The following is a 19,874-nucleotide window of genomic DNA, read 5'->3' as shown; positions in this document are numbered from 1 at the left end:
GGCGGATATCCCCTCTTCCGCCGCCGATCACGCCGGGTAAAAGGGCGACATGGCTGTCACCGACATCGCGACCCGCACCTGGGATCATGGCTTCCGGCTCGATCCGATCGTCCGCAGCCTGCTCGACACCGATTTCTACAAGCTGCTGATGCTCCAGATGATCCGGCATCTCTATCCGGACGTGCAGGCGACCTTCACCCTCATCAACCGTAGCCGCACGGTAAGGCTCGCCGATACGATCGACGAAGGGGAATTGCGCGCCCAGCTGGATCATGCCCGCACCGTGCGCTTCGCCAAGAAGGAGCTGATCTGGCTGGCGGGCAACAGCTTCGCCGGGCAGGAACGGATGTTCGCGCCGGATTTCCTGGCCTGGCTCGCCGATTTCCAGCTGCCCGACTATGATCTGCGCCGGGTCGACGGGCAGTTCGAACTGCAGTTCGCCGGTCCGTGGACGCACACGACGATGTGGGAAATCCCCGCGCTCACCATCGTCAACGAACTCCGGTCGCGCGCGGCGATGCGCGACATGGGGCGCTTCACGCTCGACGTCCTCTATGCCCGCGCCAAGGCCCGGCTGTGGGACAAGGTGGAGCGGCTGCGCGCGCTGCCCGATCTGGTCCTGTCCGATTTCGGCACCCGCCGCCGCCACGGCTTTCTGTGGCAGCGCTGGTGCGTGGAGGCGGTGAAGGAGGGGCTGGGCGACCGGTTCATCGGCACCTCCAACGTCCTGCTCGCGATGGACAACGACCTGGAGGCGATCGGCACCAACGCCCATGAACTGCCGATGGTGATCGCCGCGCTGGCGAACGACGACGCAGAACTGCGCGCCGCGCCGTACCGCGTGCTCGACGAGTGGCGGCGGCATTATGGCGGCAACCTGCTGATCGCGCTGCCGGATGCGTTCGGCACCGCCGCCTTCCTCGCCGACGCGCCCGACTGGGTGGCGGACTGGACCGGGTTCCGCCCGGACAGCGCGCCACCGATTGCCGCGGGGGACGAGATCATCCGCTGGTGGCAGGCGCACGGCCGCGATCCGGCGGGCAAGCTGCTGATCTTCTCGGACGGGATGGATGTCGGCTCCATCGAGGCGACCTATCGCCATTTCGACGGACGGGTGCGGACCAGCTTCGGCTGGGGCACCAACCTGACCAACGACTTCCGCGGTTGCGCGCCCGACGGCACCACCGGGCTGGAGCCGATCTCGCTCGTCGCCAAGGTCACCAGTGCCAATGGCCGCCCGGCGGTCAAGCTGTCGGATAATCCCGCCAAGGCCACCGGCGACCCGGCCGAAATCGCCCGTTACCTGCGCGTGTTCGGCGAGGCGGGGCGACAGGCCAGCGCCGTCACCGTCTGACCGCGCGCCCGGTTCCGCGTCCGGTCATTCCAGCCCGATCCGCTTCGCCTGTTCGCCGATCCGCGTATCGATCGCCAGCGCGGCGGCTCGATTGGCCCGCGCCTCGTCCGCCCGCCCCGCCTTGGCGGCGGCGATCCCGCGCGCGTACAGCGACCAGGCCTGGCGCGGCCTGATCTTCAGCGCCGCATCGTAATCCGCCAGCGCCGCCGCCAGTTCGCCCCGCCGCAGCCGCACCAGCCCCCGGCTGTCCAGATAGGCGGGATTGCCCGGCGACAGCTTCAGCGCCGCGTTGCAATCGTCCAGCGCCATGTCCAGATCGCGGCCCATCTGCGCCAGCGCCCAGCACCGGCCGTTCAGGGCGTCGCCGCGCTTGCCGTCGTCGCGGTGGGTACGCAGCCATTGTCCGTAATTCTCGGCGGAGGCAGCCGGCATGTCGACCCGGCCGTACATCGCGCCCAGGGCCAGCCGGCCGTTGGCGGACGGCGCCAGCGCGGCATCGGCCGCCGCCAGATCGGCCTTCGTCCCCTCCCGGTCACCCCCCGCGATCCGCAGGCTCGCCCGCGTCAGCCGCGCCTCGGCATCGGTGGGCGACAGCGTGATCGCGCGGTCCAGATCGGCCAGCGCGGGCAGCATCTGGCGGTCGGCCAGTCGCGCCATCGCGCGCTGGTGGAAATAACGGCCCTCGTCCGGCGCCATCGCCACCGCCTTGTCCAGATCGGCCAGCGCCTCCGCCACCCGCCGGTTCGACAGCAGCACCGCGCCCCGCCGGCTGTACCCGGCGGCATCGGTCGGTTGCGCCGCCTTGTCGGTCAGGTCGATCGCCTTGCCGGCCACGTCGCGGGCGCCTGTGGGCGTCAGCCCGAACACCGGCCCGCCCTCATAGGTGAAGAACATCCGGTTCGTGGCGTTCGACACGAACACCCGGTGCGTCAGGAAGAAATCGACGCCCACCAGCAGGTCGGCACGACCCAGATCGATTTCCGCAATATGGATCTTCGGCTTCGGGATTACCTCGCCGCCCAGATCGATGCGCTCGAACGGCGCGTACCACGAACGGACCTGTCGCGATCCGAGCCCGCCGCCCATGCCGGCGGCCACCACTCCCGGCGAGGTCGGCGTGACGCCCAGTTGCTTCGCGATCTCCAGCGACAGCAGCGATGTCTGCGCCCCGGTATCGAACAGCGCGCGGATCTTGCGCCCGTTCAGCTCCACGGTGGCGATGGTATGCGGATTGAAATTGCTCTGCGCCTGCTCGATCAGCGGCAGGATCGTCATCGGCTTGTCCCCCGCCCAATAGGCAAGGTTTGCCTTGCCGCAATCGGTCGTCTTCATCAGCCGGACGACGCCGTGCGGCAGGTCATATTCGACATCCGCCAGCCCGAGGACGTTCTGGCCCAGCAGGCCCGCGGTGCCGGTATCGCTGCCGCCGACGATGAATGATATCTTCGGGATCGCCACGCCGCCCAGCGTGAAGTCGCGCGTGACGGCGGCACCGACGGTGGAATCGCCGCCGATCCCCTTCACCCGGAACTGCGGCGGCATCGCCGACACCTTCAGGCCGAACTCCGCCGCATTGGCGCGTGAGATGGTACTGTAGAACGCACCGCTGTCGAGGATGAAGCGCACGTCCCGCCCCCCCAGCTGCGCCGTGACCATCGGCCGTCGCCCGGCCATCGTCACCGGCAGTTCGAGAATCCTCGATACCTTGCACGCCGCCACGGCCGGCACCGGTGCCAGCAGCATCGACGCCAGCACCGCCCCCATCGTCGATCGCATCCCGCCTCCCCCGTTCTATCTGCGGGCGATCATCGCCAATCGCCGCGAGGAAGGCAATCGGCCCATGGGGCCTCAATCCCTCGCCATGGTGTCGAACGCCAGATAGTCGAGGCCGGGGGTGAACAGCAGCGGCACCACTTCCTCCGCGTTGCGCTGGTTCCTGACCGGCGACTGGGGGCAGTCGCCTTCGCGCACCGCCACCGCCTGCCAGCGATATCCCTTCGCCCGCTCGGGATTCCAGTCCGGTCCGCCACCCCGTTCATAACCGTCATGCAACGCCTCCGCTGTGAACGTGATCGCCAGTTGCCGGGTGTCGTATCGGCCCGATATGTCCGTCGCCACCCGCTGCCCCGCACGTCCGGCGGTGCATATCCGCTTGCCCGCGACGCGTCCCTTGCCGACCGTCAGCCTCAGGTCGTTGCACCGCGCATCGCTCATCAGCGACGATCCCTCGCCGCTGGCCCGGCGCAACGCGGCCTCCAGCTCGCCGTCCGGCAGGCACGTCAGGAAGCTGAACGGCAGCGAGGTGGCCTGGCTGAACCGGCCGGGGGTCACGCCGTAGTTCATCGTGCCCGACCGGCGAAACCGCCACAGCCCGCCACGGATGACCGGCCGGGCACCGGTGACGACGATATCGTCCTCCTGTCGCGGGCCGAGGACGAGGATGCCGTCGTCCTGCGGCGTCGCACGCGGGTTCGGCGTCGAGGCTGGGGCCGGGGCCGTATCGCGCTGCACCGCGGCGAACGCGGCGACGCCCGCTCCCGTCGCCAGCATCGCCGCCAGTATTGCCGCCGCCCGCATCTCACTCTCCCGCCGTCGTTTTCGCGATGCTCGCAGCGAATCGTCGTTGCGGCAAGGCGGCGGGTATCTTGCCGGTATCCTACCCCATCGCCACCGTCGGCTGGCCGGGTATCGCCACGCGGAACGTGAACACGTCGCCCGCCAGCGGCTGCGCGGCGAGCGCCGCCGCGTCCAGCCCCTGCCGCGCGGTCGTCGCCCAGGCGGTACGGCCATCGGGGCCGCCCAGCGCGATCTTGGTCACGTTGGCGACGGGGAAGTGAATCGTATCGGTCAGCGTACCGTCCGGCGCGTAGCGTCGCGCCTGCCAGCCGCCGAACAGGCCGAGCCACACGCCGCCCTCCGCATCGCAGATCACCCCGTCGGGCCAGCCTTCGTCCTCGCCCAGCCGCAGGAATTCCTCCCCCGCGCCCAGCGTCCCGTCCGTGGCCAGCGGATGCACGATCACTCGCTTGCCGGAGGTGTCGACATGGTACAGCCGCGTCCCCGACGGATCGATCGCCGGGCCGTTGGCGATCGTCACCGCATCGGCGCCGCTGTCGACCGCCGCCGTCCCGTCCCAGCGGTACAGCCGGCCGCTGACGGCCAGTTCGTTATTGTCCATCGTGCCGAACCACAGCCGGCCGGTGGAATCGACCGTGGCGTCGTTCAGCCGGTTGGCGGGCAGGTGCGCGTCGATCGTCGTCATCCGCCTGAACGTCGCGGTATCCGGATCGAAGCGGTGCGGCCCCGATTTCAGCCCGACGACGAACCCGCCCAGCCCCGCCGGCACGATCCAGCCGACCATCTCCGGCGCGTCCCACTGGTCGAGCGCGCCGGTCGCCGGGTGATGGCGATACACGCGCTGGCCCTTGATATCGACGAACCACAGCGCATCGCCGATCCAGATCGGCCCCTCACCCAGCATCGCGCCGATCGTCAGCGCGTGTTCCGCCTGCATCATCGTCTCTCCCGTAGCGTTCGCATCGCCAGTGCCGCTATCATGGCGCATCCCCGGTCGCGTCAAGCGCCAGCGCCGCTGCCTCGATCCGGCGCAGCATTGCGGTGAAGGCAGCGATCTCGGCCGGCGCGAAGCCGGCGAAGATGCGCCGCTCCAGCGCGATCGCCTGCGGCGCGACCGCCGCATACAGTTTATGTCCCGGTCCGGTCAGCCGCAGCAGATGCGATCGCCGGTCGTCGGGATTGGCCACGCGGGCCAGCAACCCCCGGTCGGCCAGCGCGATCGCGGCGCGGCTGACGGTCACCTTGTCCATCCGCGTCGTCGCGCCGATCGCCTGCTGCGTGATCCCGTCCCGCTCCGCGATCACCGCCACCAGCCGCCATTCCGGGATCGTCAGCCCGAACAACGCCTCATAGGTGCGCGCGATCGTGTCGCTGACCAGGTTGGAGGTCACCGACAATCGGTAGGGGATGAAGTCGTCCAGGATCAGCGGTCGTCGGGCCATTGGCGGCATCGTATCATTTGACACCGGTTCGGCAAACGCCCAGATAAGCGGTAACGATTGATACTTCTTCAGGAGCGGTTATGGACCATATGGACGTCAATCCGATGGGGCTCGACGGCTTCGAGTTCGCCGAGTTCACCTCGCCCGATCCCGATGCGCTTGCCCGCCAGTTCGAACAACTCGGCTTCGTCGCCGCCGCGACTCATCCCGTGCTGCCCGTCACGCGGTACAAGCAGGGGCGGATCAACCTGCTGCTCAATCGCAGGCATGACGGCCATGCTCCTGATTTCGCGCGCGATCATGGGCCGTCCGCCAGCGGCATGGCGTTCCGCGTCCATGATGCGAAGGCCGCGTATGATGCCGCGATCGCCCGTGGCGCCAGGCCCGGCGATGCCACGGGCGGCGCGCTCGGCGGCGGTTATGTGCTGGAGGGGATCGGCGGCTCGAACCTCTATCTGGTCGATCGCCACGGCGCGGCCGGCTCGCTCTACGACGACTGGACGCCGGTACCCGGTGCCGAGGCGGCGGAGGCCGAGAACAATGTCGGGCTCGACCTGCTCGATCACCTCACCCACAATGTGCGCCGTGGCCAGATGCGGACCTGGTCGGCCTTTTACGGCCAGATCTTCGGGTTCGAGGAACAGAAATACTTCGACATCAAGGGCAAGGCGACCGGCCTGTTCAGCCAGGCGATGATCGCCCCCGACCGTGCGATCCGCATCCCGCTGAACGAGAGCCAGGACGACAAGAGCCAGATCGAGGAGTTCATCCGCGACTATAACGGCGAAGGCATCCAGCACCTCGCCCTCACCACCGACGACATCTACACCACCGTCGAGAAGCTGCGCGCCCGCGGCGTGAAGTTGCAGGACACGATCGAGACCTATTACGAACTCGTCGACAAGCGCGTGCCCGGCCATGGCGAGGATCTGGAACGCCTGCGCCGCAACCGCATCCTGATCGACGGCGCGGCCGGCGAGGAAGGGCTGCTGCTGCAGATCTTCACCGAAACGATGGTCGGCCCGATCTTCTTCGAGATCATCCAGCGCAAGGGGAACGAGGGCTTCGGCAACGGCAATTTCCAGGCGCTGTACGAGAGCATCGAGCTGGATCAGATCCGGCGCGGCGTCATCACGGTGGATGCCTAGGCATCCACCGGTGCGCGCATGACCATGCGCAAGCGCACCCGGCCAGCGCGGCCAGGCCGGAACACAAGGCGCGGCCTGGCCGCGTCTGACGCGCCGGCGTGACGAAGGAGCACCCCCATGCCCGACTATCAGACCGGCTTCGCCAACCACCACGCCACCGAGGCCATTCCCGGCGCGCTGCCGATCGGCCGCAACTCCCCCCAGCACGTTCCCTTCGGCCTCTATGCCGAACAACTGTCGGGCACCGCGTTTACGGCGCCTCGCGCCGAAAACCGTCGCGCCTGGCTCTACCGGCTGCGCCCCACCGCCAACCATCCCGCGTTCGTCCCCTATCGGGGCGCCGCGCACCTGAAATCGGCGCCCTTCACCGACACGCCCCCCAGCCCCAACCGCCTGCGCTGGGACCCGCTGCCTTGGCCGGACGCGCCGACCGACTGGATCGACGGCCTCGTCACCTATGGTGGCAACGGCGATGTCGGCACGGGCACCGGTGTCGCCATCCACCTCTACGCCGCCGATGCGGACATGACCGATCGGGTGTTCTTCTCGGCGGACGGCGAGATCGTGATCGTGCCGCAGGAGGGACGCCTGTCGATCGATACCGAGCAGGGCCGGATCGATATCGCGCCGCTCCATCTGGCGATCATTCCGCGCGGCGTGCGGTTCCGCGTCGCCCTACCCGACGGACGGGCGCGCGGCTATGTGCTTGAAAATTACGGCGCGCTGCTGCGCCTGCCCGATCTCGGCCCGATCGGCGCCAACGGCCTCGCCAATCCGCGCGATGTCGAAACCCCGGCGGCCTGGTTCGAGGATATCGACGCCCCCCATCAGGTGATCCAGAAATATCAGGGCGGGCTATGGGCGACCACGCTCGATCACAGTCCGTTCGACGTAGTGGCATGGCATGGCAACCTTGCCCCCTATCGTTATGATCTTACACGTTTTTGCACGATCAACACCGTGTCGTTCGATCATCCCGATCCGTCGATCTTCACCGTCCTGACTAGCCCCAGCGACACACCCGGCACCGCCAATGTCGATGTCGTGATCTTCCCGCCGCGCTGGATGGTGGCGGAGGATACGTTCCGCCCGCCCTGGTTCCACCGCAACGTGATGAGCGAGTTCATGGGTCTGATCCACGGCGCCTATGATGCCAAGGAGGGCGGCTTCGCCCCCGGCGGCGCGTCGCTGCACAACCAGATGAACGGCCATGGTCCGGATCGCGCCAGCTATGACAAGGCGGTCGCCGCCGATCTGGCGCCGGTGAAGATCGCCGATACGATGGCCTTCATGTTCGAGACCCGGTTCCCCGTCCGCCCGACGCGGTGGGCGACCGAGACCCCGACGATGCAGCTGGATTATGACGGGGTATGGACCGGCTTCGCCAAGGCGCAGCTGCCGTGACCGCGACCGATCGCGTCTTCGCCACCCCGGCCGGCGTCCGCCTCGGCCCGCTGGACGCGATCATGGCGGGCAAGGCGCGCAATTATGTCCTGCAGATGCGCAGCGGCCGGTTTCATGGCTTTATCGTCCGTCGTGGCGACGCGGTGTTCGGTTATGTCGATCGCTGTCCCCATGCGGGCGTCCCGCTGGCGCAGGTGCTGGACGATTATCTGACGCCGGGTGGCGATCATATCGCCTGCAGCTGGCATGGCGCACTGTTCGATATCGGGGACGGCCTGTGCGTGGGCGGCCCTTGCCTGGGTCAGCGCCTGACGGCGTGGCCGGTCGCCGTGGAGGCGGGTGAGATCGTCACCGCCGCTCCGCCCGAACCATCCGTCGCCTGAACCACCCGCGAAAATGCCGGCCGGCGATCGCTCGCCGACCGGCATATCGGGTACGCAGACCGGGTGTTACTTGCCGCGCAGGCTGTTCAGCACCGCCAGCCCGACCACGCCGACCAGCGCCGCGGTGGCATAGGGGCGCGCCTGCGCGAAGCCCTTGGCCTTTTCCACCACCGGGCCGGGATTGCTGAACGCGTCCTTGGCCGCACCGGCGATCTGGCGGGCATTGCCGGCCAGCTGATCCGCGATCCCTTCGTTCTGCAACGAGCGATCACCGGTCACCTTGCCGATCGTCTCCTTCACGTTGCCGCCAAGGTCCTGTGCGTCGCCGTTGAGGGTCGTTGCGTTCATCGTCGGTCTCCCATGTCGTTGCATTCCCCGTGAATGCCGTCAGGGCAGCACAACGAGCCTGACGCCATTCGGTGCCGTGCCGTAACGATTTGTCGATCGGCCCTTGTCCGGACGGACGCTCAGATGCCGCCCTCGTCCAGTGACAACAGGGTCGCATTGCCGCCGGCGCTGGTCGTATCCACCGACACCGCGCGTTCCGCACAGAAGCGATACAGGTAATGCGGCCCGCCCGCCTTGGGGCCGGTGCCCGACAGTCCCTCGCCCCCGAACGGCTGCGATCCCACCACCGCGCCGATCATCGACCGGTTGATGTAGAGATTGCCGACCGCCGCTTCCGCCTCCGCGACCTCGGCGGCGCGGGCGATGCGGCTGTGCAGCCCCATCGTCAGGCCATATCCCTTGGCGTTCACCCGCGCGATCGTCTCCGTCAACTTGCCGGCGGGCCAGGTCGCGACATGCAGGATTGGTCCGAACCATTCGCGGTCCAGTTCCTCGATCGCCGTCAGCCGGATCAGCGTCGGCGGCACGAACAGCCCCTCCGCCGGCACCGCCAGAGTCTTCAGCGTCTGCCCCTTCGGATTGGCCCGATAGGCCATCAGCTTGTCGTAGGACGCCCGGTCGATCACCGGGCCGACATCGGTCGCGGGATCGCCCGGATCGCCGATCCGCAGCGTGTCCATCGCCCCGGCAAGCATCCCGATGACGGTGTCGGCCACCTCCTCCTGCACCAGCAACAGCCTGAGCGCGGAACAGCGCTGCCCTGCCGAACGGAAGGACGAGGCGACCACATCCGCCACCACCTGTTCAGGCAGTGCGGTAGAATCGACGATCATCGCATTGATTCCACCCGTTTCCGCGATCAGCGGAACGATCGGCCGGTCGTCGTCCTCCACCAGCGTGCGCGCGATCCGTTTCGCGGTCGCGGTCGATCCGGTGAAGGCGACGCCCGCCACCCGCACGTCGCCGGTCAGCGCCGCGCCGACGTCCGGCCCGCCGGTCACCAGCACCAGCGCATCGCGCGGCACCCCGGCGCGGTGCGCCAGTTCGACCGCGGCCTGGGCGATCAGCGGGGTCTGCGGCGCCGGCTTGGCCACCACGGTGTTCCCCGTGACCAACGCCGCCACCGTCTGGCCCAGGAAGATCGCAAGCGGGAAGTTCCACGGCGCGATCGTCGCCCACACCCCGCGTCCGTCGAGATGCAGCATGTTACGCTCGCCGGTCGGCCCCGGCAGTTCGATGGCGCGCAGGTGCATCCGCGCCTGCTGCGCATAGTAACGGCAGAAATCCGCCGCCTCGCGCACCTCGCCGATCGCATCGGGAATCGTCTTGAACGCCTCCTGCACGCAAATCGCCATCAGCCGGTCGCGATCCTGCTCCAGCAGGTCGGCCAGCCGGTCGAGACAGGCGGCACGATCGTCGACGGTGGTGGCGGACCAGCCGGGGAACGCGGCATGGGCACGGGATACGGCATCCCGGACCAGCCCCGCCGCATCCGCCGGAGCGTTGGCGACAGCCCCCGCGCGACGAACGAGGCCGGTATCGTTCACCACCTCAACAGTCCGCGCCAATATGTTGACATCGCTCAGGTCGATCCCGCCCGAATTGCGATGCCCCGCGCCGAACAGGTCGACCGGCAGCGGGATGGAGGGATGGCGCGAACCGCCCACGCCGGCGATCTTCGCGACCGGATCGGCGAGGATCTCGTCCTCGGTCAGCCGCGCATCGGCCAACTGGTGGACGAAGCTGGAATTGGCGCCGTTCTCCAGCAGCCGGCGGACCAGATAGGCCAGCAGGTCGCGGTGTCCGCCGACCGGCGCATAGATACGGCAATGATGGCCGTTCTCCCGCACCAGCCGCTCGTACAGGCCGTCGCCCATCCCGTGCAGGCGCTGGAACTCGAAATCCCGGCTGTTGCCGGCCCATTCCAGGATGGTCGCCACCGTCAGGGCGTTGTGGCTGGCGAAGGCGGGGCGGATGTTGCGCGCGGCCAGCATGTCCTTCGCCACGGCCAGATACGACACGTCGGTCGCCGCCTTGCGCGTGAACAGCGGATAATCGGCCAGCCCCTCGACCTGCGTGCGCTTGATCTCGCTGTCCCAGTAGGCGCCCTTCACCAGCCGCACGTTCATGATCCGGTCGAGCCCGTCCGCCCAGGCGATCACCGCCCGCGCGCGCTTGCCATAGGCCTGTACCGCCATGCCAAACCCGTCCCAGCCCTTCAGCGACGGCAGCGCCGCGACGCCGCCGATGATGTCGAGGCTCATTTCCAGCCGTTCGGATTCCTCCGCATCGACGGTCAGCGCGATGCCCTTGCCCGCCGCCTGCACGGCCAGTGCCTCCAGCATCCCGGTCAGCGCCGGCACGCATTCGTTCCAGCGGGCGACTTCGTAGCGCGGATGCAGCGCCGACAGCTTCACCGATACCGAATGGCCAGCGGCCGGATCGTTGCCCACCGCATCGATCGCCCCGACATAGGCCCGGAAATAGCGGTCGGCATCGGCAAAGGTCCGCGCTGCCTCACCCAACATGTCAAAGCTGGCGGTGAAGCCCTTGTTTTCCGGTTTCTTCATCCGGCGCATCGCTTCGTCGATGGTGCGCCCCATCACGAAGATTTCGCCCATCATCTTCATCGCGGCGCCCACCGCCTGCCGCACGAACGGTTCGCCCGCCCGCGCCATCAGCCGCTTCAGTGGCCCCGCCTCGCCCTCGCCGACCAGTACGCGGCCGACCACCAGTCCCCAGGTCGCGGAGTTGACCAGTCGCGACGACGACTTGCCGGTATGCGCGCGCCAGTCGGCATCGCCCAGCTTGTCCGCGATCAGCAGATCGGCGGTCTCCGGATCGGGCACCCGCAGGAACGCCTCCGCCAGACTGAGCAGCGCGATCCCCTCGGATGAATTGAGCCGGTATTCCTGCAGGAACTGGTTCACCCAGCCCCGGCTCTGGGCACTGCGCAGGTCGGCGAGCAGGCCCGATGCGTGGCCGATGATCCGGCTTCTCGAATCGGGGCTGGTCGCGGCGCGATCCAGCAGCGGTTTTAGAACATCGGGTTCGGGGGCCCGGTACAGATTATTCATGCTTTTACGGGCTTCGGACGTTACGGCAGTCGTCATCTTCAAGGTTCCGGTCTTGCGAGGGCTTGCCGCGGACATGACCCCGTGGCTACAGGACGGTACGCGTCTAGCGCGAAATAGGGCCGGAGGGGAATCAGGTGGCGACGATCAGCATCGCGGACATGCGCCAGCGCGTCGGCACCGAGGCGTTCGGCGATTGGGTGACGGTCGATCAGGCGATGATCGATGCCTTTGCCGACGCGACCGGCGACCGGCAGTTCATCCATGTCGATCCGGTCGCCGCCGCCGCGACGCCGTTCGGCGGCACGATCGCGCATGGCTTCCTCACCCTGTCGCTGATGCCCCGCCTTGCCGCCAGCGTCGCCGACGCACCGGTGGTGGAGGGGATGCGGATGGCGGTGAACTACGGCGCCAACAAGCTGCGCTTCCTGTCACCGGTACGCAGCGGATCGCGCGTGCGCGGCCGCTTCGTCACCCTGGCCTTCGACGAACGGAAACCGGGCAATTTCCACCATCTGGTTGCCTTCACCGCCGAGATCGAGGGGCAGGACACCCCCGCCCTGATCGCCGAATGGATCACGCTGATCGTGGTCTGATCCCACCTGCCCCTGCGTCAATAGAGCAAATCTGAAAGGATACGTCCATGCGTTCCGCCGTCATCGTCTCCACCGCCCGCACGCCGATCGGCCGTGCCTATCGCGGCGCCTTCAACAACTTGCCTTCCCCCACGCTCGCCTCGCACGCCATCAAGGCGGCGGTCGAGCGCGCCGGACTTGATGGCGGCGAGGTCGACGACGTGGTGTGGGGCGCCGCCCTGCAACAGGGGCATCAGGCGGGCAACATCGCGCGCACCGCGCTGCTCCGTGCCGGCCTGCCGACCACGGTATCGGGCATGTCGCTCGACCGGCAATGTGCCAGCGGCCTGATGGCGATCGCCACCGCCGCGAAGGAGATCGTGGTCGACGGCATGGAGATCGCCATCGGCGGCGGCGTCGACAGCATCAGCCTGGTCCAGACGCCCAAGATGAACATCGCCCCCGACTCGGAACTGCTGGCGATGCACAGGAACATCTACATGCCGATGCTCCAAACTGCCGAAGTCGTCGCCAAGCGCTATGGCATCACCCGCGATCAGATGGACGAATACAGCCTGCGCTCGCAACAGCGGACCGCCGCCGCGCAGACCGCCGGCCGCTTCGACGACGAGATCGTCCCCGTCACCGCGACGATGGCGATCGTCGACAAGGAGACCAAGGAGGTCACGCACAGGGAGGTCACCCTGTCGAAGGACGAGGGCAACCGCGCGGACACCACGCTGGAAGGTCTTTCCGCGCTGAAGCCCGTGCTCGGTCCCGACGCGACGATCACCGCCGGCAACGCCTCGCAATTGTCGGACGGCGCCTCCGCCTCGGTGCTGATGAGCGAGGACGAGGCGAACCGTCGTGGCCTGACCCCGCTCGGCCGCTATGTCGGGATGGCCGTGGCGGGCACCGAGCCGGACGAGATGGGCATCGGCCCGGTCTTCGCGATCCCGAAGCTGCTGGAACGCAACGGCCTGACGATGAACGACATCGGCCTGTGGGAACTGAACGAGGCGTTCGCGGTGCAGGTGCTGTATTGCCGCGACAAGCTGGGCATCCCCGACGAGTTGCTGAACGTCGACGGCGGCGCGATCTCGATCGGCCACCCCTATGGCATGTCCGGCGCCCGCATGACCGGCCACGCGCTGATCGAGGGCAAGCGTCGCGGCGCGAAATACGTCGTCGTCACGATGTGCGTCGGCGGCGGCATGGGCGCGGCCGGGCTGTTCGAGGTGCTGTAAGGTCGTCTTGATATGTTCGACGTGCCATAATTAGTACATCAGGCGAGGCTCATGAAGCCTGCTTCCTGAGCTACCGAACCCCGGTCGTGCCAGCGGCCGGGGTTTTTCGCGTTCGAGCCATCGCCGGGACGGGGCATCGACAGTGAATCCGCTTATGTCATCGGCTTGGCCGCGACAACGCGACCACAGGCGCAACCAACGCCCGCCCCTCTCGTTCTCCCGACAACCCCATCAAAGGAGAGCAGCACATGGCCGACCACGACAGCCCGCAGGAAATCGCCGCGAAGTTCATCGAGAAGGTGAAGGCCAGCCCCTATGTCATGCTGGGCCTGACCAACGGCCAGCATAGCGAGCCGATGTACGTCCGCCTCGACGACGATCAGCCCAACACGCTGTTCGTCTTTGCCGGCAAGGACAACCGCGCCGCCGGCGGTGGCGAGGCGATGGTGCAGTTCGTCGGCAAGGGCCATGATTTCTTCGCCTGCCTCGCCGGCAACCTGCGGCAGGACAATGATCGCGCGCAGATCGACAAGCTGTGGGACAACAATGTCGAGGCATGGTTCCCGGGCGGCAAGGCGGACCCCAACCTCGCGCTGCTCCGCTTCGACGTCAGCTCGGCGGAACTGTGGGAAACCGATATCTCGCTGTCGGGCCGCGTGAAGATGCTGTTCGGTGGCACGATCCATCAGGACGAATCGTCGAGCCATGCGAAGGTCGGCTCGATCGCCTGATCNCGTCATCCACTGTTCCAGCACCGGCGCGATGCGGTCGCGCCACTTGGAACCGTTGAAGATGCCGTAATGGCCGACGCCTTCGGCCATCAGATACTGTTTCCTGTCATCGGGCAGTGCCGTCGCCAGCGTCAGCGCCGCCTTGGTCTGGCCCAGCCCGGAAATGTCGTCGCGTTCGCCCTCGATCGCCAGCAGGCCGATATCGGTGATGGCGGCGGGATCGACCCGCTTGCCGCGATGGATATATTCGCCCTTGGGTAGGGCATGGGTCTGGAAGACGACGTCGATCGTCTGGAGATAGAATTCCGCCGTCATGTCGCAGACCGAGCGATATTCGTCGTAGAAGCCCTTGGTCGCGTCCGCGCCCTCGCCGTCGCCCTGCACCAGATGCTTGAACATCCCCCAGTGGCTGATCATGTGGTTGCCGAGGTTCATCGACATGAAGCCGGCGAGTTGCAGGAACCCCGGATAGACCTGACGGCCGCTGCCCGGATAGGTGCCCGGCACCGTCACGATCACGTTCTGCTCGAACCAGCTGTGCGGCCGCTTGGTCGCCAGCGTGTTGACCGCGGTCGGCGCCTCGCGCGTGTCGACCGGGCCGCCCATCATCGTCAGCGTCAGCGGGCGATGGGGGTGGGCATCCGCGCTCATCACCGCGGCGGTGGCATAGGCGGGGACGGAGGGCTGGCACACCGCCAGCATGTGCGAACGGGGGTCGCCGTCACGGCCCATCGCGGTCAGGAATTCGACCAGATAATCGACGTAATCGTCCAGATCGAAACGCCCGGCCGACATCGGCACCAGCTTCGCATCGCGCCAGTCGGTGATGTAGACGTCGGCGAAGGGCAGCATCCGTTCCACCGTGCCGCGCAGCAGCGTGGCGAAATGGCCCGACATCGGCGCGACGATCAGCAGCCTGGGGCCACCCTCCACCCCCTCGCGACGGAACCGCTTGAGCTGGCCGAACGGCTTGCGCAGCACGATCTCCTCGTGGATCGGCACGTCGCGCCCGTCGATGCTGGTATGGGTGAACCCGAATGCGGGCTTGCCGCGCGGGGCGGCGGCATGGGCGAACACTTCCAGCGCGGAGCCGACGATCGCGCCGCCACCCAGATAAGCGAAGGGATTGGCGGGGTTCTGCAGCAGACCCGCACCAAAATTGGCCATGGCGCTGGCGCCGGCCATCATGGAACGCTGCATTTCATAGGCGTGGTAAAGCATCGGGTATCCTTTGGCCCAAGATAGGCGTGTCTGGACGAAGTGCCTAATTACTTATCGGCAACGTCCGCCCGGCGGCAAACGCTCCATGCCACCCCGTCTACCACATCGATCGTTACCGAACGATACGCGGCGTTGAGCGGGGTGCCCCGCGCTGCTAGGCGCAGGCGCATGGCCCGACGCGACACCCCGCCCGCCCCCACCGGGACCCCGCCGGCGGACGACCGCCGCCGCCTCGGCGATCTCGGCATGGTCTGGCGTCATGCCCGTCGCTATCCCGGCCGGATCGCGATCGCCGGCGCCGCCCTGCTCACCACCTCGGCGGCGACGATCGGCATCCCCTATGGCTTCAAGCGGGTGATCGACCGGGGTTTCGCCGGTCAGGGGGGCACGTCGTTCGCCACCTCGTTCCATTACCTGCTGATGATCGTCGTGGTGCTCGCGGTCGCCACCGCGATCCGCTTCTACTACGTCTCGTGGCTGGGCGAACGGGTGGTGGCGGATATCCGGACGGACGTGCAGCGCCACCTGCTGCGCCTCAGCCCCCGCTTCTTCGAGGAGAACCGCCCGTCGGAGATCGCCTCGCGCCTGACCTCGGATACCGCGCTGATCGAGATGATCGTCGGCAGCACCGTGTCGATCGCGCTGCGCAACATGTTCACCGGCATCGGCGGGCTGATCTACCTGTTCGTCATCTCGCCGAAACTGGCGGGGATGCTGACGCTGGGCATCCCGCTCATCATCCTGCCGATGACGGTGCTGGGCAAGCGCGTCCGCCGCTATTCGCGCGCCTCGCAGGACCGCATCGCCGAGGTCGGGACGATCACCACCGAGGTGCTGGGCGCGATGCGGATCGTGCAGGCGTTCGGACAGGAACCGCGTGAGGCGGCACGCTTCGGCACCGCGGTGGAGGCGACCTTCGCCGCCGCGCGCCGCCGCAACGCGCTGCGCGCGGTGATGACGGCGACCGTGATCGGCCTGGTCTTCGGGTCGATCACGCTGGTGCTGTGGGAGGGTGCGGTCGATGTCGCCGCCGGCCGCCTCAGCGGCGGATCGATCGCGGCGTTCGTGCTGACCGGCGGCATCGTCGCGGGGGCGTTCGGCGCGCTGACCGAAGTCTATGGCGACCTGCTGCGCGGGGCCGGTGCGGCCAGCCGGCTCGCGGAACTGGAACGCGAGGTGCCCGAGATCGCGGCGCCGGCGAACCCCGTCGCCTTTCCGGTGCCGCCACGCGGGGCGATCCGGTTCGAGGGGGTCGGCTTCCGCTATCCGACCCGCCCCGAAATCCTCGCGCTCGACGGCTTCTCGCTCGATATCGCACCGGGCCAGACGGTGGCGGTGGTCGGCCCCTCCGGCGCGGGCAAGTCGACGCTGTTCCAGCTGGCACAGCGCTTCTACGATCCCGAACAGGGGCACATCCTCGTCGATGGCGTCCCCCTGACCGATGCCGATCCGGCGCAGTTGCGCGCGCGGATCGCGATGGTGCCGCAGGAAACCGTGATCTTCGCGGCCTCCGCGCGCGACAATCTCCGCTATGGCCGCTGGGAAGCGGGAGACGATGCCCTGTGGGACGCGGCGGAGGCAGCCAACGCCGCCGAATTCCTGCGCCGCCTGCCCGATGGTCTCGATACCTATCTGGGTGAAGGCGGCGCGCGCCTGTCCGGCGGGCAGCGCCAGCGGCTGACGATCGCCCGCGCGCTGCTCCGCGATGCCCCCATCCTGTTGCTGGACGAGGCGACCAGCGCGCTGGACGCCGAAAGCGAGCGACTGGTGCAGGAAGCGCTGGAACGGCTGATGGCGGATCGCACCACGCTCGTCATCGCCCACCGCCTCGCCACCGTCCGCGCCGCCGGCCGGATCGTGGTGATGGACGAGGGGCGGATCGTCGAGCAGGGCACCCATGCCGATCTGATCGCGGGCGGCGGCCTCTATGCGCGGCTGGCGGGATTGCAGTTCCACGCCGGAGCGTGACGGGCGATCACCCAACCGATCCCGTCATCGTCAGGGCACCGAAACGATGACGGTTAAATGATGGGGCCTGATGTCCGTCATGGCGAGCGCAGCGAAGCAATCCAGGGCCGGATCAGGACGCCCTGGATTGCTTCGCTGCGCTCGCAATGACGGATTGGGGGTCAGGCCGATGCCATCCTGCGATGGATCATCGCCGCTTGCCCTGATGCCGGATATTGGCCGGCCGGCCCCGCCGCTTCAGCACGCGCGGCCCGCGCGGCGGTGCCGCCGCCTTGCCGCCGGGCAGTTCGAACCGCAGCGCGCCCGACACCGGGTTCGCCTCCGCCAGCCGCAGCCTTAGCCGCTGCCCCAGCGCATAGGCATCGCCGCTCGTCTCTCCGACCAAGGTCCGTGCCGCCTCGTCGAAGCGGAAATACTCGCCGCCCAGATCGCGGACCGACATCAACCCGTCGCCACCGATCCCCTCGACCGTGGCGAAGAAGCCGTAATTCTGCACGCCGGTGATGCGGGCATCCACCTCGTCCCCCACCCGTTCCGACAGGAAGGCGGCGACATAGCGATCGACGGTATCGCGCTCCGCCTCCATCGCGCGGCGTTCCAGCCGGCTGATCCCCTCGCCGATCCGCTCCATCTCGTCGCCATCGGGCAATTGCCCGCCCGGCCCCAGCGTATAGGCGCCCGCCAGCGCGCGGTGGACGACCAGATCGGCATAACGCCGGATCGGCGAGGTGAAGTGCGCGTAGCTGCCCAGCGACAGGCCGAAATGCCCCTGATTGGCGGGGGCGTAATAAGCCTGCGTCTGGGTGCGCAGCACCTGCTCCATCACCTGCGGGCGGAAATCCGCCTCGCCGATCCGGGTCAGGATATGGTTGAACGTCGCCGGCTTCACCACCTGCCCCAGCGCGAAGGGCACGTCGAACGTCTCCAGATAATCCTTCAGCGCCACCAGCTTCTCGCGGCTGGGCGGCAGGTGGACGCGGTACATCACCGGTGCCTTCTTCGCCTCCAGCGCCTTGGCGGCGGCGACGTTGGCGGCGATCATGTAATCCTCGATCAGCCGGTGCGCATCCAGCCGTTCACGCGGCGCGACCGAGAGGATGCGCCCCTTCTCGTCCAGCACGACCCGGCGTTCCGGCAGATCGAGGTCGAGCGGTTCGCGCGCGTCCCGCGCCTTGGCCAGCGCGTGCCAGCATGCCCATAGCGGGCGGAGCACGGGCAGCAGGTCCCCCTCCCCCCGGTCGATCACCGCCTGCGCATCCTCATAGGCGATGTTGGCCGCGATCCGCACCACCGCGCGGGTGAAGCGCCAGCCCTTCAGCGCGCCCGATTTCGACACCTGCAGATGACAGGCCAGCGCGGCGCGATCCTCGCCCTCGACCAGCGAACAGACGTGCGCCGACAGGATTTCGGGCAGCATCGGCACGACCCGGTCGGGGAAATAGACCGAATTGCCGCGCGCGCGCGCCTCCTTGTCCAGCGCCGAACCGGGGCGGACGTAGAAGCCGACATCGGCGATCGCGACCACCGCCTTCCACCCGCCTTCGTTCGTCGGATCGTCGTCGGGCGCGGCCCAGACCGCGTCGTCATGGTCGCGCGCGTCGGCGGGATCGATCGCGACGATCGGCAGGTCGCGCAGGTCCTCGCGCCCCTCGCCCAGCGGCTGCGCGGCAACCCGCTCCGCCTCTTCCAGCGCGGCCTCGGAAAAGACGTCGGGAATGCCCAGCTTGTGGATCGCGATCAGCGAGAAGGAACGCGGCGCAAAGGGATCGCCCAGCCGCTCCACCACCCGCACCGACAGGCCGGGGGGACGACCGGCGAGGTCGCACAGCACCAGATCGCCCGCCGCCGCGTCGCCGCGATCGAACACCGCGAATTCGCGCCGCTCCTTCTTCTCGACCCCGGTCAGCCAGTATTTGCCGCCTTCCTCGCGAAGCACGCCGAGAATCTGTTCCGACGCCTTTTCCAGCATCTTCATCGGATGCGCGATCAGGCCCTGCCCGGCGTCCTCGGTCCGGGCGAGGATACGCTGGCCGATCCCCAGCGCGCCCTTCTTGCGGTCGCGCACGCGCAGCCGCGGCGCGGGCGTCTCCGCTTCCCACCGGTCGGGCACCGCCCATACATTGCCGCCGTCATCGACATCGACGATGCGCAGCACCGTCACCTTGGGCACGCCGCCCATCTTGTGGAAGGCGCGGCCGGGGCCGCCATCGATCAGCCCCTCGTCCGCCATGTCCTTGAGCAGCGCCTTGAGCGCGATCTTCTGCTGCGCGGTCAGGCCGAAGGCGCGCGCGATCTCACGCTTGCCGGCGGGCTTGTCGGCGGTTTCGATGAAGTGGAGGATCTGCGGACGGGTCGGCAGGCCGGGTGTGGGTCGAGGCATCGACAGCAGATAGGGCGCGCGA

16 protein-coding genes are annotated in these 19,874 nt (G+C 68.0%); 8 read left to right on the top strand and 8 right to left on the bottom strand.

The genetic code is table 11. The features are described 5' to 3' along the window. Window positions 1–49: 49 nt before the first annotated feature. A complete protein-coding gene (gene pncB, locus IFT82_RS03855) occupies window positions 50–1,354 on the top strand; it encodes a nicotinate phosphoribosyltransferase (RefSeq protein ID WP_192124710.1) in 1,305 nt (434 codons plus the stop codon). A 24-nt stretch (window positions 1,355–1,378) separates the two neighbouring features. On the opposite strand, the gene IFT82_RS03850 is transcribed toward pncB, so the two are convergent. The 4 genes from IFT82_RS03850 to IFT82_RS03835 form a co-directional block, all read right to left on the bottom strand. Further along, entirely contained in the window at window positions 1,379–3,130 is a 1,752-nt protein-coding gene (locus IFT82_RS03850) for an aspartyl protease family protein (protein WP_192124708.1), read from the bottom strand. A 72-nt stretch (window positions 3,131–3,202) separates the two neighbouring features. Then, a complete protein-coding gene (locus IFT82_RS03845) occupies window positions 3,203–3,931 on the bottom strand; it encodes a hypothetical protein (protein ID WP_192124706.1) in 729 nt (242 codons plus the stop codon). 79 nt (window positions 3,932–4,010) lie between these two features. Beyond that, window positions 4,011–4,871, bottom strand: coding sequence for an SMP-30/gluconolactonase/LRE family protein (locus IFT82_RS03840; protein WP_192124704.1), 861 nt, complete (start codon window positions 4,869–4,871; stop codon window positions 4,011–4,013). A 37-nt stretch (window positions 4,872–4,908) separates the two neighbouring features. Further along, window positions 4,909–5,373: a MarR family winged helix-turn-helix transcriptional regulator gene (locus IFT82_RS03835; protein ID WP_192124702.1), complete on the bottom strand. Its 465-nt coding sequence runs from the start codon at window positions 5,371–5,373 to the stop codon at window positions 4,909–4,911. Between the two features lie 80 nt (window positions 5,374–5,453). On the opposite strand from IFT82_RS03835, the gene hppD reads away from it, so the two are divergent. From hppD to IFT82_RS03820, 3 genes are all read left to right on the top strand, one after another. Next, on the top strand, window positions 5,454–6,521 hold the full coding sequence (hppD, locus tag IFT82_RS03830; protein WP_192124700.1) for a 4-hydroxyphenylpyruvate dioxygenase: 1,068 nt from the start codon (window positions 5,454–5,456) through the stop codon (window positions 6,519–6,521). Window positions 6,522–6,638: 117 nt separating this feature from the next. Further along, complete coding sequence (gene hmgA / locus IFT82_RS03825) at window positions 6,639–7,925, top strand: homogentisate 1,2-dioxygenase (protein ID WP_192124698.1); 1,287 nt, start codon at window positions 6,639–6,641, stop codon at window positions 7,923–7,925. Window positions 7,926–7,987: 62 nt separating this feature from the next. Further along, a complete protein-coding gene (locus tag IFT82_RS03820; protein WP_244646514.1) occupies window positions 7,988–8,308 on the top strand; it encodes a Rieske (2Fe-2S) protein in 321 nt (106 codons plus the stop codon). 66 nt (window positions 8,309–8,374) lie between these two features. Here IFT82_RS03820 and IFT82_RS03815 read toward each other — a convergent pair whose 3' ends face one another. Together IFT82_RS03815 and putA are read right to left on the bottom strand one after the other, a co-directional pair. Continuing rightward, window positions 8,375–8,656, bottom strand: a complete 282-nt coding sequence (locus IFT82_RS03815; RefSeq protein ID WP_192124694.1) for a CsbD family protein — start codon at window positions 8,654–8,656, stop codon at window positions 8,375–8,377. Between the two features lie 119 nt (window positions 8,657–8,775). After that, the gene (gene putA / locus IFT82_RS03810; RefSeq protein ID WP_244646472.1) at window positions 8,776–11,733 is read right to left on the bottom strand and encodes a bifunctional proline dehydrogenase/L-glutamate gamma-semialdehyde dehydrogenase PutA; all 2,958 of its coding nucleotides are present in this window, start codon (window positions 11,731–11,733) and stop codon (window positions 8,776–8,778) included. 158 nt (window positions 11,734–11,891) lie between these two features. Here putA and IFT82_RS03805 point away from each other — a divergent pair, with 158 nt between their 5' ends. From IFT82_RS03805 to IFT82_RS03795, 3 genes are all read left to right on the top strand, one after another. Continuing rightward, window positions 11,892–12,326: a MaoC family dehydratase gene (locus tag IFT82_RS03805; protein ID WP_199860333.1), complete on the top strand. Its 435-nt coding sequence runs from the start codon at window positions 11,892–11,894 to the stop codon at window positions 12,324–12,326. A 47-nt stretch (window positions 12,327–12,373) separates the two neighbouring features. Then, window positions 12,374–13,552, top strand: coding sequence for an acetyl-CoA C-acyltransferase (locus IFT82_RS03800; RefSeq protein ID WP_192124687.1), 1,179 nt, complete (start codon window positions 12,374–12,376; stop codon window positions 13,550–13,552). Window positions 13,553–13,800: 248 nt separating this feature from the next. Then, window positions 13,801–14,283: a pyridoxamine 5'-phosphate oxidase family protein gene (locus tag IFT82_RS03795; protein WP_192125076.1), complete on the top strand. Its 483-nt coding sequence runs from the start codon at window positions 13,801–13,803 to the stop codon at window positions 14,281–14,283. Window positions 14,284–14,286: 3 nt separating this feature from the next. Here the strand turns inward: IFT82_RS03795 and IFT82_RS03790 are convergent. After that, the coding region (locus IFT82_RS03790; protein ID WP_192125074.1) for a polyhydroxyalkanoate depolymerase at window positions 14,287–15,504 on the bottom strand (1,218 nt) is incomplete at its 3' end. 168 nt (window positions 15,505–15,672) lie between these two features. On the opposite strand from IFT82_RS03790, the gene IFT82_RS03785 reads away from it, so the two are divergent. Next, complete coding sequence (locus IFT82_RS03785; RefSeq protein ID WP_192124685.1) at window positions 15,673–17,472, top strand: ABC transporter transmembrane domain-containing protein; 1,800 nt, start codon at window positions 15,673–15,675, stop codon at window positions 17,470–17,472. A gap of 187 nt (window positions 17,473–17,659) precedes the next feature. Here IFT82_RS03785 and IFT82_RS03780 read toward each other — a convergent pair whose 3' ends face one another. Next, window positions 17,660–19,852, bottom strand: a complete 2,193-nt coding sequence (locus tag IFT82_RS03780; protein ID WP_192124683.1) for a ribonuclease R family protein — start codon at window positions 19,850–19,852, stop codon at window positions 17,660–17,662. Between the last annotated feature and the right edge of the window lie 22 nt (window positions 19,853–19,874).

Origin of the sequence: Sphingomonas sp. CFBP 8760, assembly GCF_014841615.1 — a bacterium.
Classification (GTDB): Bacteria; Pseudomonadota; Alphaproteobacteria; order Sphingomonadales; family Sphingomonadaceae; genus Sphingomonas.
The sequence above is the reverse complement of the archived record's forward strand: the minus strand, read 5'-3'. Positions and strand labels throughout refer to the sequence as shown.